Source organism: Streptomyces sp. T12 (assembly GCF_028736035.1).
Classification (GTDB): Bacteria; Actinomycetota; Actinomycetes; order Streptomycetales; family Streptomycetaceae; genus Streptomyces.
Genome location: NZ_CP117866.1, coordinates 3,807,493 through 3,820,213, shown reverse-complemented (window position 1 = coordinate 3,820,213; position 12,721 = coordinate 3,807,493). Strand labels below are relative to the sequence as shown.

Below are 12,721 nucleotides of genomic sequence, written 5' to 3'. Positions count from 1 at the left end.
CGGAACACGACCCGTACGGAGCAGTCCGGCCCCGCTGAGGATGCGGGGCCGGTGGCCCGGGGGGAGTCTCCAGATATCTGGAGGTTCACGATGGGATCACTGCGGGTCACTCTCTGTGCGATCGCCGCCCTGGGCGCGGTCGCCGCCACCCCGGCGGCCTACGCGGCGGACGGGGGTGTCTCGGTCAGTCCGTCGTCCCCCCGACCCGGCGGCGACGTCGCGCTGCGGATGAGCGGCTGCCCGCACAGGACCGCCACGGCCGTCTCCGCCGCGTTCGTCGCCGACGCACGCCTCACCGCCGCGGCGGACGGCACCCTCGTCGGCGAGAGCCGCATCCGCTCCGCGCTCACGGCGGGCACGTACGACGTGAAGGTCGCCTGCGGGGACGCGTCCCGCACCGGCGCCGTCACCGTCGTACGGAAAGGGGCGCAGCCGTCGGCCCCCGCTTCTCCCGTGGCCCCCGTCCCCGCAGGGGGCGGGGGCACCGCACACGCCGCCGTCGTGGACGCCCGCGCGGCCGGTCCCGGCACGGCGCACACCGTGACCGGGCTGGTCCTCGCGGGCGTCGCCGCCACCGCCGTGGCGCTGCGCAGCGCCCGTCGCAGACGCGACCCCCGCTGACCATGTCCGAGCACGAACGCCCCGCCTACGGTGGCCGCCTCCTCATGGGCGTGGCCTGGGTCGTGCTGCTGCTCGGGCTGTGGCTGTGGGGGCGGGAGATCAGCGACGTACAGCCGGGCGTGTCCGCACCGGTGTCGGGCGACGTCGCGGCGGTCGGACGGCCACCGGAGCTGGAACTGCCAGCCGCGGCACGGCCGTTGGGCGACGCGCTGCCGCAGCGCCTCGACATACCGGGCCTCGAAGTGCAGGCACCGGTTCTCGCCCGGGGCCTCGACCCGAGGGGCGCGATCGATCCGCCGCCCTACGACCAGGCAGGCGCCGTCGGGTGGTACGCGGCCGGGGTGAAGCCGGGAGCTGCCGGGGCCGCGCTGATGGTGGGGCATGCCGACACCCGGACCCGGCCCGCCGTCTTCCACCGGATCGGCGCGCTGAAGCCGGGCGCCACGGTGCGGGTGCTCCGCGACGACGGCAAGCTCGCCGAGTTCACCGTGGACGACGTCCAGGTCGTCGCCCGCGACCGCTTCGACGCCCGGCAGGCCTACGGGGCCCACCGCTCCGGACGTGCCGAACTGCGCCTGATCACCTGCGGCGGCACCTTCGACCGGGCGACCCGCAGCTACACGGCGAACGTGATCGTCTCGGCGTACCTCACGGGCACGGGGCTGTGACGGACCCGGGGCGTACCTGGCCCGGTCGACGGCCCGCTCCCCCCGAAGCCGTCGACCGGGCCGGTCCTCGACCGCGCGCGCACGGGCTGCGGGAGTAACCCGGCGACCGACGCGGGAGGCTTTGGGTGACCAGAGTGGGGGGATCGTCCGACCGGGGGCTGGGGTCGTCCGGGGAAGACTGTAGAACGGATGACGGCCGGGGCCTAGAGGAAGGCCGAGGGGGGGGCTACGCGCGTCCCTCGCCGTCCGCCCGCTCCGCCTCCCGGCGCAGCGCGGCGTCGTCCGCGACCCGGCCGATGACCGCCGTCGCGACCCGGTCCAGGGGCAGCCGATGGCGGCGCGCGTACTGCCGCATCGCTACGAAGGCGTGGTCGGCCGCGGTGTTCCAGCGCTCGGCGAGCATGCCCTTGGCCTGCTCGATGCGCACCCTGCTGGACAGCGCCTGCTGCAACTGACCGGCGTGGGTGCGGCATTGGACGTACGTCGTGTTGTTCTGCAGTCCGAGGGCCGCGCAGTCGGCGATGAGCTGGGCCAGCCGCAGCGCCGCACCGTCGGCGTCCTCGTCGTCCTCGGTGGGGAGCTCGGGGACGAACACGTTGAGGGCGCCGAGCAGTTGCTGCCGGCGGCGCAGGGGGACCGCGTAGGTGGCGGCGATGCCGTGGACGAGCGCCCGCTCGGTGAACTCCGGCCAGCGGGCGGCTTCCCGGGCCGCCCTGATCGAGACCGGCGGCACCGGCCGGCCGGAGCCGTAGCTGTCCAGGCAGGGCCCGCCGTCGCGCTGGGCCTGAAGCAGTTCCGTCGCGACCTCCCGATGCGCGCCGCTCGCCGCCAGCAACACCGTCCGGCCCTCCTCGAACAGCAGGAACCCGGCGGCCTGCGCGGCCAGCAACCGCACACAGTGGTCGGCGACGCGTTGTAAGTAGCGCACGGCCTCGAAGCCGTCCGTGAGGGTGTCCGCCGACTCCACCAACGCCTGTGCCAGCCGGATCTCCCGGGTGGACTGGTGCATGACCGCCCACTCCCCTTCCCCTGTTCCCCTGTGGATGCCGCCCCCTGCGGGCGCGCCCCTGCCCCGCTCATCAGAGCCGTCATAGTGGCTGTAACAGCTCCCCGACAAGGCTCGGCGACCTCGTGGGGCCCACGACACGTATGTCAGGATTGAGCCTTGGAACAGTGCACCCGAGGGGGAGCTGGATGTACCTGAAGAGGGGGGCCTGGAGGGGCGCTCGCGTGCGGACGTCCGCGGTGGTGCTGGGGGCGGCACTGCTGCTCGCGGGCTGTTCGTCCTCCGGGGACGGCGAGGAGCCGGAGGACAACGCCGGCGCCGGGATCAGCCAACAGCCCAAGGAGACCGATCCGTTCTGGGTGAACCCGGACGGCAACGCGGCAGAGCAGGTCGCGGCCTTCGAGAAGGCCGGCAAGAAGGAGGACGCCGAGCAGATCCGCAAGATCGCGGAGCAGCCGACGGGCGAGTGGATCAGCCCGGAGAGTCCGGAGCAGCAGGCACGCGGCTTCACCGAGGCCGCCGACAAGGCGGGCCGTACGGCGCTGCTCGTCCTCTACAACATCCCGCACCGCGACTGCGGCCAGTTCTCGGAGGGCGGCGCCGCCGACGGCAACGCCTACCGGGCGTTCGTCGACAGCGTCGCCAAGGGCATCGGCGACCGTGCGGCGACGGTGATCCTGGAGCCGGACGCGGTGCTGCACATGGTGGACAACTGCACGGCCCAGGAGTACCACGAGGAGCGCTACGACCTCCTGAGCGGCGCCGTCGCCAAGCTCAAGGCCCTGAAGAACACCAAGGTCTACCTGGACGCGGGCAACGCCGGCTGGGGCCACCCCGACCAGATCTTCGAGCCCCTGAAGCGGGCGGGCATCGACCAGGCCGACGGCTTCTCGGTCAACGTCTCCAACTTCTACACGACCCAGGACTCGATCGCGTACGGCAAGGAACTCGCCGCCAAGGTGGGCAACAAGCCCTTCGTGATCGACACCAGCCGCAACGGCAACGGCCCCTTCACCGGGGGCAACCCGGACGAGGTCTGGTGCAACCCGCCGGGCCGTGCGCTGGGGGAGACGCCGACGACCAAGACGGCGGACCCGCTGGTCGACGCGTATGTGTGGGTCAAGCGGCCGGGCGAGTCGGACGGCGAGTGCAAGGGCGGTCCGAAGGCGGGCGAGTGGTGGGCGCAGTACGCCCTGAGCCTCGCGAAGGCCAGCAAGTAGGCCCTGCACGGCCCGTACACGCCTTGGGGCGCCCTCCGTCACGGAGGGCGCCCCAAGTGCTTGCCGGCTCGCTACAGGACTACAGGACTACGGGCTACGGGGCTACGGGACCCTCACCCACTGCGCCTTGCTCGGCGTCCCCTGGTCGTCCGTCACGAACAGCATGTACCAGCCCGACGGAACCAGGTTCCGGTTCGTCGGCACATTCACCGTGATCTTGTCCCCGGACTTCTTGAAGTCCAGCGCGACCGACCGCTGATCGACATCCGTGACGTGCGTCGACGCGCTCGGCCGGATCAGCCGTACGTTCTCGATGGACGAGGCGTGCTGCGAGGTGAACGTGCCCGTCCCGCCGCGCTTGATGGTCTGCGGCCCGCCCGACAGCGACGGCTGCGCGTCCCGGTACAGATAGGGCGGCGTGTAGATCTCGATCCGCTGCTCGAACTTGCCCGGCTTGGTGTTGGCCTTGTCGGCGTACAGCGAGTCCGAGCCGAAGAACATCACGCGGCCGTCGGGCAGCAGGATCGAGCCGGAGTGGTAGTTGCGGCCCACCAGCGGGTCGGCGACCTGGTCGAGGCTGCCCGTGTCCGGGTGGTAGATCCGCGCCTGGAGGATGTTGGAGTCGCCGCGGCCCCGGTAGTCCTCGGAACCGCCCGACACCAGCACGGTGTCGTCCGGCAGCACCGACGCCTGCGGATACCGCGTGCCCTTCTCCAGCGACGGCCCGTCCACGAACTTCGGGTTGTCGTCCTTCAGATCGATGAGCCGCGTCTTCTCGCTGGACTCCTTGGACTCGCCGACGCCCCCGCCGCCGATCACCATGTACTTCTCGTCCTGCGCCGGCGGCAGCAGCACCGTGCCCGAGGTCTCCAGCAGCTTGGGGTCACTGAGCCCGGGCAGCTTGCTGAACTTGTTGGTGTCGACGTCCCAGATGCCGGGGTCGCGGCCCACGTCGTCAGGACCGTAGCCCGCGTTCGAACCCGAGTAGAAGATCTTGCCGTTCTCCAGCGGGAACAGCGCCGGGTACGTCGGGAACTGCCGCACCTTCTGCAGGTACGTCCACTTCTTGGTCGCCGGGTCGTACACCTCGTTCTTGCCCGGCACCAGCTGGCCGATGTCGTCGAGGCCGGAGACGCTGAGGATCTTGCCGTTGCCCAACGTGGTGAGCGTCGGGTACCAGCGGGCCTCGTGCATCGGGTCGACCTTGATGTACTTCTCGGCGACCGGGTCGAACTCGTAGGCGTCCCGGATGCCTTGGAAGTCCTTCTTGTCGAGGGCGAGCTTCTGCGCGATGCCGTACGTGTTGCGCGCGTCGGTGCCGGTCAGGCCCTGGATCCGGTAGTTGTCCTGGGTGCCGGTCTCGTACTTGGCGCCCTTCTTCTGCGCCTCGACGTAGATCCGGCCGAGACCGGGGTCGTTGCGCAGGAACTTGCCGGTCGCCTTGTCGAAGACCTTCTTCGCGCGCGGCACCAGCACCGGGTCCTTGGAGACGAAGGTCTTGCCGTTCTCCTTGCCGGTGAACTTGGTGCCCGCGGGCAGCGTGATCGGCCGGTCCGGGTTCTCGTTGTGGACGATCATCAGGCCGCCGGCCTTGGTGACGTCACCCTTCAGCTTCTCGTACCGCTTCGTGCCGCCCGCGATCAGCAGGTTGCCGTTGGACAGCTGGGTATGGCCCGTGCAGAACAGGTCGTTCGGCGTCGGCACCTTCTTGATCGTGCCCTTGACCGGGTCCCAGATCCGGGTGTCGTACTGCTTCGCGTCGAAGTTGTCCTGGTTGTTGCCCGAGCCCGCGATCAGCAGCACCTTGCCGGTGTGCAGAAGCGCCGCGTGGATGGTGTTCTGGCGGTACTCCTCCGGGAAGTCGACGATCTCCCACTTGCCGTTGTCGGCTTTGTACTCGGGCTTGTTGATTTGGTACTGGTGGTATTTCTCGGTGCCGACGCGGTACAGCCACGGCCCGTTCATTCCGGCCAGCGCGAGTACCACCGCCGTACCTATCGCGAGTCGACGGGCGCGGCGGCGGCCTGCACGGTCGTTCATTCCTTACGTCCCCCAAGTCCACCAAGGGCGATCTGCATGGTCTGGTCGGTGCCGCTGCCGGAAGAAGCGGCCCAACTCGGTTTGTGCTGCGGCGCATGCGGGGCGTGCCCGGCATGGGGCGTGTGCTGCGCGGGCAGCGGTTGTGGCTGTTGCTGTGGCTGTGGCTGTGAGTGTGGCTCCGGCTGGTACGCCGCGGGCTGAGCCGGCGCCGGCTGGGCCGGGACGGTCGCCGCGGGCCTCTTCTTGTCCTGCCGCAGCATGTACCGCCAGGCGAAGATCGGCGTCGCGGTGATCAGCATGGCGAACGTCGCCCAGGTGATCATCGCGGGGTGCGAGTGCCCGTAGACGAAACCGGCGGTGATCGAGGCGCCGAAGATCGCGATGAAGTACCAGTGGTACCGGAACGTCCCGAACCACCGGTCGGGGCTGGCCGAGTCGCCCTTGGGCGTGACCACGAACTTGCTCTTGCGGCGCAGCGCGGAGTCGATCAGCGCCTTCGCGTACAGCGGCGCCGACAGCGCGGACATCACCATGCCGGCCACACCGCCGGAGCCCTCGGGCTCGTGCGGCGAGACGTTGTGGCGGCGGTTCCAGACGTACAGGCCGATCTGCAGCGCGGAGGCGTTGCCGTAGAGCATCAGCCAGATCGTCGGGTCGATGTTCACACCCGAGGCGCCCAGGCCCAGGAACAGCGCACAGCTCAGCGCGGCCAGGATCCAGTTGAGGGCGGACATCGGGTAGAAGATGATCATCATCGTGTAGTTGAAGAGCTTGCTCGGCGGCAGCGAGTACCAGCCCTTCCAGTACTGCTTGAGGATCGTCTCGTACGTCCCTCGCGACCAGCGCATCTGCTGGGTGAAGAAGTCCGTCCAGGCGCTCGGGCCCTCACCGACGGCGAGCACGTCCGGCGTGTACACCGAGCGCCACTTCTTGCCCGTCGCCGGGTTCTTGTGGCGGTGGATCTCGAAGCCGGTCGCCATGTCCTCGGTGATCGAGTCGTACAGGCCCCCGATCTGCTTGAGCGCCTTGATGCGTACGGCGTTCGACGTACCCACGAACATCGGGGCGCCGTAGCGGTTGCCGGCGCGCTGGATGAGGGCGTGGAAGAGGAACTGCTGCGACTCGGCGGCCTTGGTGACGAAGTTGTCGTAGTTGCCGTAGACCTGCGGGCCGATGACGAAGCCGATGTTCGGGTCGCGGAAGAAGCCGAGCATCCGCTCCAGGTAGTTGGGCAGCGGCACGTGGTCGGTGTCGACCGAGGCGAAGAAGTCGTAGTCGTCGCCGTGCGCGTCGAGCCAGGCGTTGTAGTTGCCGTGCTTGGTCTTGGCGCGGTGCGGGCCCTTGGCCTGGTTCCACTTGGCCACGCCCTTGCGGGAGAAGTGGTGCACGCCGAGCCGCGCGCACACCTCCTTGACCTCCGGGTCGTCGCCCTCGTCCAGCAGCCAGACGTGCATCAGACCCCGGTGGCGCAGCTTGACGGCCGCCTCCAGGGTCTTCGTCACCATCTCCAGCGGCTCCTTGCCGGGCACGAAGGAGGTGAGGAAGGCCACTCTGGTGCCGGTCTCCGGCACCACCGGGATCGGGTCGCGGGCGACCAGCGTGGCGTGCGCGTTCGACAGCACGTTCATGCAGCGGAAGAACTCGATCAGACCGATCGAGACGAGCATCACGACGTCGAGGGCCGGCAGGAAGTCGAAGGCGGGATAGTCGCGTTCGGTCCAGTGCTCGGGCTGCAGCAGCCAGAACAGCAGGACCAGCGACAGCAGCGGAGCGGCCGCCAGCATCAGGGCGACCCTGATCCGGTGCGGCTCCTGCGATATGAGCGAGCGGTACTGGACCCGGTACGGCTTGTTCGGGTCGGGCTGGGTGAGGGGACCGGCCAGCCGGCTGTAGTGCTCGTAGTCGTACTTCGGCAGCGTCTTCTTGATCCGGCGGAACGCGCCGGTCCGTGTCTGCGAAGGCACCCTTAGCTGAGTTGTCTGAGACGGGTCGAAGTTCTGCCGGGCGCCCGTCGGCGTCGACGTCATGAGTCATCCCCCCACACGCAGGTCACCGCGTGTCTGTCGGTTCCTTTACGACTGCTCCGGTCCCCCTCGACCTTGCACAGGCGTGTCAGTGGTGGGCCGCAGTCACCACATCTTCTCCACCATAGACATGGAACAGCGACCTTCCGGTTGCATCATGCCCCCCTCGGCATGCGGTCATGAACCGGGCCCCCTACCTCCCGGCAAAAACCGGCAACCGGCTCCTTGCCCCCCAACTGCCGCGAATCCGCAGCATCTTGAAAAACCAATCACCAGGGTTCTACGTCGTTCCACATGATCGCAAGATGCGAAACGAGGTGTTTACCGGTCATACGCGCTCATTGTGGCACCTGTGGGGGTGTTGTGTACCCGTTGTGGATACGCGGGCCCGGATGTTGCCGAAGTGCTCTCTTATGGCCTCCTCCGCCCGTATCGCATCGCCCGACCGCACCGCGTCCACGATCTCCCGGTGCTGTCGGCAGGTGACCAGCGGTTCCTGCGGCGCACCCCCGAGATCGGTGTGGACGCGGTGGAAGGCGTCCCAGAACGCCTCCATCACCTCGCCCAGCAGCGCGTTGTCCAGCCCTCGGTAGAGAGTGGCGTGAAACGCCCGGTCGGTCTCGGCGATGCCGTCACCGCCGTGCGCCGCCTGCTCTTCCATACGGTCGACGAGCGCGTCCAGTTCAACGAGGTCGCCGTCCGGGATCCGCCCCGCGAGCCGGGACACCAGCCCCGTCTCCACGGCCTCCCGCAGCTGCACCAGCTGCAGCAGGGTGTCCTCGCCCCGGTAGTGCCCGGCGACCGTGCGGAAGGCGAGGCCCTCGATCATCGGCGCCAGCGACATCGTGCCGACGTACGTCCCGAACCCGTGCCGGATCTCGACGATGCCCATCGCCTGCAGGCCCTTGAGCGCCTCGCGCACGGAGTTCCGGCTGGCGCCCAGGTGCGCCATCAGCTCGGGCTCCGTCGGCAGCGGGGCCCCGGAGGGCAGCCGGCGGTCGATGATGAGCTTCTTGATCCGCTCTTGAAGGTCGCGCGCTGCCATGGCCAGAGGGTATCCGGCCAAACACACCGGAAGCCCCTCGCTTGCACGAGGGGCTTCCGATCTGAAGGGGGTGTGGGTGGCGGAGCCCCCACCACGCGCGGCGCAGCCGCGCAGAAACGACGATGGCGAGCCGGGATCGCGCTTTTTGCGATCATGGCTCGCCATCGTCACCGGTGCGCCGCCAGGGACTCGAACCCCGGACCCGCTGATGCTGCATTTCCCGGGGGGGGGGGGGCAACCCCCGGACCCCCGGCCGCCGCTGCGTGACCCGGGAGGACTCGTGTCATGAGCGAAGGCCCCCCGCAGTTGCGAGGGGCCTTCACCGTCTGTGCGCCGCCAGGGACTCGAACCCCGGACCCGCTGATTAAGAGTCAGCTGCTCTAACCAACTGAGCTAGCGGCGCGCGCTGACGTCGTTAACTCTACATGACCTCCGGGGGTGCTCCTGACCGCGGGCGCGGGGTGGTCGGGGGGTGCCGGGGGCGCCGTAAACCATTCGGACCGTCAACATGCGAGTCCGGAAGACAGTTGAGAAACTGACGGGGTGTACAGCCGCGGGCATTTCCGACTGGAGTGTGAGGGGAATCGCATGGAGACGGGCTCGACGCCGGCCGCTCCGGTATTCGAGGAATTCGATCCGGCGAGTGACTGCGACTGCCCCGGATGCGTTCACTGGCGACGCGTTCTGCCGCATTCCGCGACCGGCCGCCACCCGGCCGCCCACCGGGCGCTGATCCTCGCCGCAGCCGCCTCCACCACCCTCGCCGTCGGTCACACGGCCCCGGCCCTCGCCGCCCCCCACGCCCCCGACCGTCCGGGCGTTCCCGCAGGTGACGAGCCCGAGACGCCCCAGGGCGGCAAGGCTCCGCTGCACGGCCCGGGCGGGCGGCCGGTCAAGCCGGGCGGCGTGCTCGTCACGCCCGCGACCACCCGTGCGGAAATCATCAGGCGGGCCAGGAAATGGGTCGCCGCGAGGGTGCCGTACAGCATGTACAAGTACTGGTCGGACGGATACCGGCAGGACTGTTCCGGATTCGTCTCGATGGCCTGGAAGCTGCCTGGGAACGAATGGACCGGCAGTCTCGACCAGTACGGCGTACGCATCTCGAAGGAGGACCTTCAGCCCGGTGACATTCTGCTGTTCCACAATCCGGCGGACCCCGAGAAAGGCTCGCACGTCGTCATTTTCGGCGGCTGGACGGACTACACGCACAGCTACTACATCGCCTACGAGGCGACCCGCCCGCATGCCCGCCGACAGGCCACCCCGTACGCCTACTGGAGCCACTCCGGCCGCTATCTGGCCTATCGGTACAAGGGACTCGTGGGCGGCGCGACGGGTGGGAAACCGGACACCGGGCGGCCGGACGGTGGACGTCCCGACAGTGGGCGTCCCGAAGGCGGACGGCCCGACGGAGATCCGCCCGGTGCCGGGCAGGCGGACGCCGCCAAGCCGGAGGATCCCCAGCGCGGGGCGCCCTACCCGGGGCAGGCCTATTTCGGCCCCGGGGCCAACAACAAGTACGTCACCCAGCTGGGCCGCATGCTCGTCGCGCGCGGCGCCGGCCGGTACTACACGGTGGGGCCGGGGCCGCGTTGGTCGGACATGGACCGCAGGGCCGTGCGGGCCTTCCAGCTGGCCCAGGGCTGGCGGGGCCGGGACGCGGACGGGTTTCCGGGGCCGCGGACGTGGGCGCTGCTGGTGACGGGCAAGGGCAAGAACATCCAGGCGACGTGGCTGGGCGGGCATGGTGCCCCCGCCACGCACGCGTCGCCGGCGTCGGCCACGTCACCCGCGTCACCCGCGTCGCACGGAGTGCCGGGCTATCCGGGGCGGGCGATGTTCCGGCCCGGCGTCAGCAACAAATACGTCGCCCAGCTCGGCAAGCAGCTGGTGAAGAAGGGGTTCGGCAAGCACTACAAGACCGGGCCGGGGCCGCGCTGGGGTGAGGCGGACCGGCGCGGCGTCGAGGCGTTCCAGCGTGCCCAGGGCTGGCGGGGCGGCGCGGCGGACGGCTATCCGGGGCCGGAGACCTGGCGGCGGCTCTTCTCGTAACCCGACATCGCGACCACCACCGTGGTGACGCATCTGGCGCGGAGGCTGGAGGCACGCATGACCACGACCACTTCACCCACGCCCGAGCCCGAGGGGCTCGCGGGTTCGACCGAGGGGCCTGCCCGGCCCGCCCGGCTGATCCAGAACGAGGGGACCACCGAGATCCCCGTCCATCTGCTGTTCCGTGACGGCCCCGACCCGGTGTCCGTGCCGCTCAGGCCGACGGTCGTGGCGCGCCGGCAGGGCACGGGGGAGCAGCCGCGCCTGCGCCGCCCGGCGCAGCCGGAGCCGCGTCCCGCGCCGGAGGTCGACCCCGAGCTGGTGGAGCGGCCGGCGCGGGTGCTGCCCGGGGCGGCGGGGGTGTTCGCCGGGGCCTGCGGGACGGCCGGATGCCTGGCCACCTCGTGGTGGGCCGGGGTACTGCCGCCGCTGGTGGTGGAGGCGCTGCGGTTGCCGGCATCCGCGGCGGGGCTGGGGCCCGTGCAGTGGGCGGCGTACACGGGCGCCGGGGCCCTCGGGCTCGTCGGCCTCGGCGGGCTGGCGCGGGGGCGGACCGGGCGGGCCTGGGTGCTCGGGCTGTTCGGCGGCTACCGGGGGACGGTCCGGCGCACCGGGCTGCTGTGGGTCAACCCGCTGCTGCTGCGCCGCCGGGTCGACGTACGGCTGCGGCACTGGCGGAGCGAGCCGTTGCCGGCGGCCGACGGCAACGGGGTCGCGCTGCGGGTGGTCGTGCTGGTGGTGTGGCGGGTGCGGGACACCGCGCGGGCGACGCTCGGGGTGGAGGACCACGAGACGTATCTGCGCGAGTGCGTCGAGGCGGCGCTGGTCCGGGTGCCGGTGGAGATGCCGGGTGCCTCGCGGGGGTCGGTCGAGTTGGCCGGGGACGCGCTGACCCGGATGGTGGTGCGGGACGCGGGGGCGGTCGGGCTCGAGGTGTTCTCGGTGCGGCCGGTGCGGGTGGAGTACGCCCCCGAGGTCGCCGCCGCCATGCACCGACGCCGGATCGCCGCGCTGGACGCGCAGCACCGGGCGACCATGCTCACCTCGGTCGTCGACTCGGTGGAGGACACGGTGACCCGGCTGACCATGCGGGGCCTGGTCGAGCTCGACGACTACGAACGCAAGGCGCTGGTCAAGGACTTGACGGTGGCGTTCTGTGCGGGGCGGGGTGAGGCGGCCCCCTGAAGGTCCTTCTGACGGCCCGTCGAACATGTTCTTCGATTGGTATGGACACGTCCTTGATATGGACACCGCCAATGGTCAGCAATAATCTGGGACTTGGTCTAGACCTGCAAGCTCGTCGAACTTCCCCCACGTTCCCAGGAGCAGCAGCATGCGCAGAAAGACCAAGTGGTACGCCGCCGCACTCGGACTCACCACCGCCGGGGCCCTCGTGCTCTCCGCCGGAGGCGCCAGCAGTCACGGCTACACCGACCTCCCCATCAGCCGGCAGAAGCTCTGTCAGAACGGCACCGTGACCAACTGCGGCTCGATCCAGTGGGAGCCGCAGAGCGTCGAGGGCCCGAAGGGCTTCCCGGGCTCGGGACCGGCCGACGGTCAGATATGCAACGCCGGCCTGGGCCAGTTCAGCCAGCTCAGCGCGCCACGGACACCGTCCGGCGGCGCCTGGCCCGCCACCAAGGTGACGGGCGGCCAGAGCTACACGTTCCGCTGGCAGTTCACGGCCATGCACGCCACGACCGACTTCAAGTACTACGTCACCAAGCCGGGCTGGAACCAGAACCACAACCTGGCCCGCTCCGACCTCAACCTCACCCCGTTCCTGACGGTGCCGTACAACGGTCAGCGGCCGCCGGCGACGCTCTCCCACAACGGCACCCTGCCGTCCGGGCTGAGCGGCCGTCACGTCATCCTCGCGGTGTGGACGGTCCACGACACGGGCAACGCGTTCTACGCGTGCTCGGACGTCACGTTCTGAATGCTCTGGACGTTCTGGTCCGGCTGCGGATCTCTGAGCGTTACTTGAGACAAGTGCGCTTCCCCCGGGGGTAGGTTCCCCACGACCAGCGGTATCCGACCTC

The 12,721-nt window shown here is 70.0% G+C and carries 10 protein-coding genes and 1 tRNA gene; 6 read left to right on the top strand and 5 right to left on the bottom strand.

All coding sequences use genetic code 11. From position 1 onward, the window contains the following. The first annotated feature begins 90 nt into the window (after positions 1 to 90). Positions 91 to 621 carry a hypothetical protein gene (locus PBV52_RS16985; RefSeq protein ID WP_274239219.1) on the top strand — a complete coding sequence of 177 codons (531 nt, stop codon included), beginning with the start codon at positions 91 to 93 and terminating at the stop codon, positions 619 to 621. 2 nt (positions 622 to 623) lie between these two features. Continuing rightward, positions 624 to 1,289, top strand: coding sequence for a class F sortase (locus PBV52_RS16980; RefSeq protein ID WP_274239218.1), 666 nt, complete (start codon positions 624 to 626; stop codon positions 1,287 to 1,289). A gap of 226 nt (positions 1,290 to 1,515) precedes the next feature. Here the strand turns inward: PBV52_RS16980 and PBV52_RS16975 are convergent, their stop codons facing one another. Next, a complete protein-coding gene (locus tag PBV52_RS16975) occupies positions 1,516 to 2,298 on the bottom strand; it encodes a GAF and ANTAR domain-containing protein (RefSeq protein ID WP_274239217.1) in 783 nt (260 codons plus the stop codon). 185 nt (positions 2,299 to 2,483) lie between these two features. On the opposite strand from PBV52_RS16975, the gene PBV52_RS16970 reads away from it, so the two are divergent. Further along, the gene (locus PBV52_RS16970; RefSeq protein WP_274239216.1) at positions 2,484 to 3,515 is read left to right on the top strand and encodes a glycoside hydrolase family 6 protein; all 1,032 of its coding nucleotides are present in this window, start codon (positions 2,484 to 2,486) and stop codon (positions 3,513 to 3,515) included. A gap of 102 nt (positions 3,516 to 3,617) precedes the next feature. Here the strand turns inward: PBV52_RS16970 and PBV52_RS16965 are convergent, their stop codons facing one another. The 4 genes from PBV52_RS16965 to PBV52_RS16950 form a co-directional block, all read right to left on the bottom strand. Continuing rightward, complete coding sequence (locus tag PBV52_RS16965) at positions 3,618 to 5,555, bottom strand: kelch motif-containing protein (RefSeq protein WP_274239215.1); 1,938 nt, start codon at positions 5,553 to 5,555, stop codon at positions 3,618 to 3,620. Beyond that, entirely contained in the window at positions 5,552 to 7,582 is a 2,031-nt protein-coding gene (locus tag PBV52_RS16960; RefSeq protein ID WP_274239214.1) for a glycosyltransferase family 2 protein, read from the bottom strand. Before PBV52_RS16960 ends, PBV52_RS16965 begins: the two co-directional genes overlap by 4 nt. Before the next feature lie 325 nt (positions 7,583 to 7,907). Next, positions 7,908 to 8,624, bottom strand: a complete 717-nt coding sequence (locus PBV52_RS16955) for a FadR/GntR family transcriptional regulator (protein WP_274239213.1) — start codon at positions 8,622 to 8,624, stop codon at positions 7,908 to 7,910. 329 nt (positions 8,625 to 8,953) lie between these two features. Further along, a tRNA-Lys gene (locus PBV52_RS16950) sits at positions 8,954 to 9,027 on the bottom strand. Between the two features lie 185 nt (positions 9,028 to 9,212). On the opposite strand from PBV52_RS16950, the gene PBV52_RS16945 reads away from it, so the two are divergent. From PBV52_RS16945 to PBV52_RS16935, 3 genes are all read left to right on the top strand, one after another. After that, positions 9,213 to 10,679 carry a peptidoglycan-binding protein gene (locus PBV52_RS16945; protein ID WP_274239212.1) on the top strand — a complete coding sequence of 489 codons (1,467 nt, stop codon included), beginning with the start codon at positions 9,213 to 9,215 and terminating at the stop codon, positions 10,677 to 10,679. A gap of 57 nt (positions 10,680 to 10,736) precedes the next feature. Then, positions 10,737 to 11,864, top strand: coding sequence for an SPFH domain-containing protein (locus tag PBV52_RS16940; RefSeq protein WP_274239211.1), 1,128 nt, complete (start codon positions 10,737 to 10,739; stop codon positions 11,862 to 11,864). A 148-nt stretch (positions 11,865 to 12,012) separates the two neighbouring features. Continuing rightward, complete coding sequence (locus PBV52_RS16935) at positions 12,013 to 12,618, top strand: lytic polysaccharide monooxygenase (protein WP_274239210.1); 606 nt, start codon at positions 12,013 to 12,015, stop codon at positions 12,616 to 12,618. Positions 12,619 to 12,721: the final 103 nt, after the last annotated feature.

Coding starts and splice junctions, on each gene's coding strand:
- PBV52_RS16985 (WP_274239219.1), top strand. CDS start 91: ATGGGATCACTGCGGGTCACTCTCTGTGCGATCGCCGCCCTGGGCGCG.
- PBV52_RS16980 (WP_274239218.1), top strand. CDS start 624: ATGTCCGAGCACGAACGCCCCGCCTACGGTGGCCGCCTCCTCATGGGC.
- PBV52_RS16975 (WP_274239217.1), bottom strand. CDS start 2,298: ATGCACCAGTCCACCCGGGAGATCCGGCTGGCACAGGCGTTGGTGGAG.
- PBV52_RS16970 (WP_274239216.1), top strand. CDS start 2,484: ATGTACCTGAAGAGGGGGGCCTGGAGGGGCGCTCGCGTGCGGACGTCC.
- PBV52_RS16965 (WP_274239215.1), bottom strand. CDS start 5,555: ATGAACGACCGTGCAGGCCGCCGCCGCGCCCGTCGACTCGCGATAGGT.
- PBV52_RS16960 (WP_274239214.1), bottom strand. CDS start 7,582: ATGACGTCGACGCCGACGGGCGCCCGGCAGAACTTCGACCCGTCTCAG.
- PBV52_RS16955 (WP_274239213.1), bottom strand. CDS start 8,624: ATGGCAGCGCGCGACCTTCAAGAGCGGATCAAGAAGCTCATCATCGAC.
- PBV52_RS16945 (WP_274239212.1), top strand. CDS start 9,213: ATGGAGACGGGCTCGACGCCGGCCGCTCCGGTATTCGAGGAATTCGAT.
- PBV52_RS16940 (WP_274239211.1), top strand. CDS start 10,737: ATGACCACGACCACTTCACCCACGCCCGAGCCCGAGGGGCTCGCGGGT.
- PBV52_RS16935 (WP_274239210.1), top strand. CDS start 12,013: ATGCGCAGAAAGACCAAGTGGTACGCCGCCGCACTCGGACTCACCACC.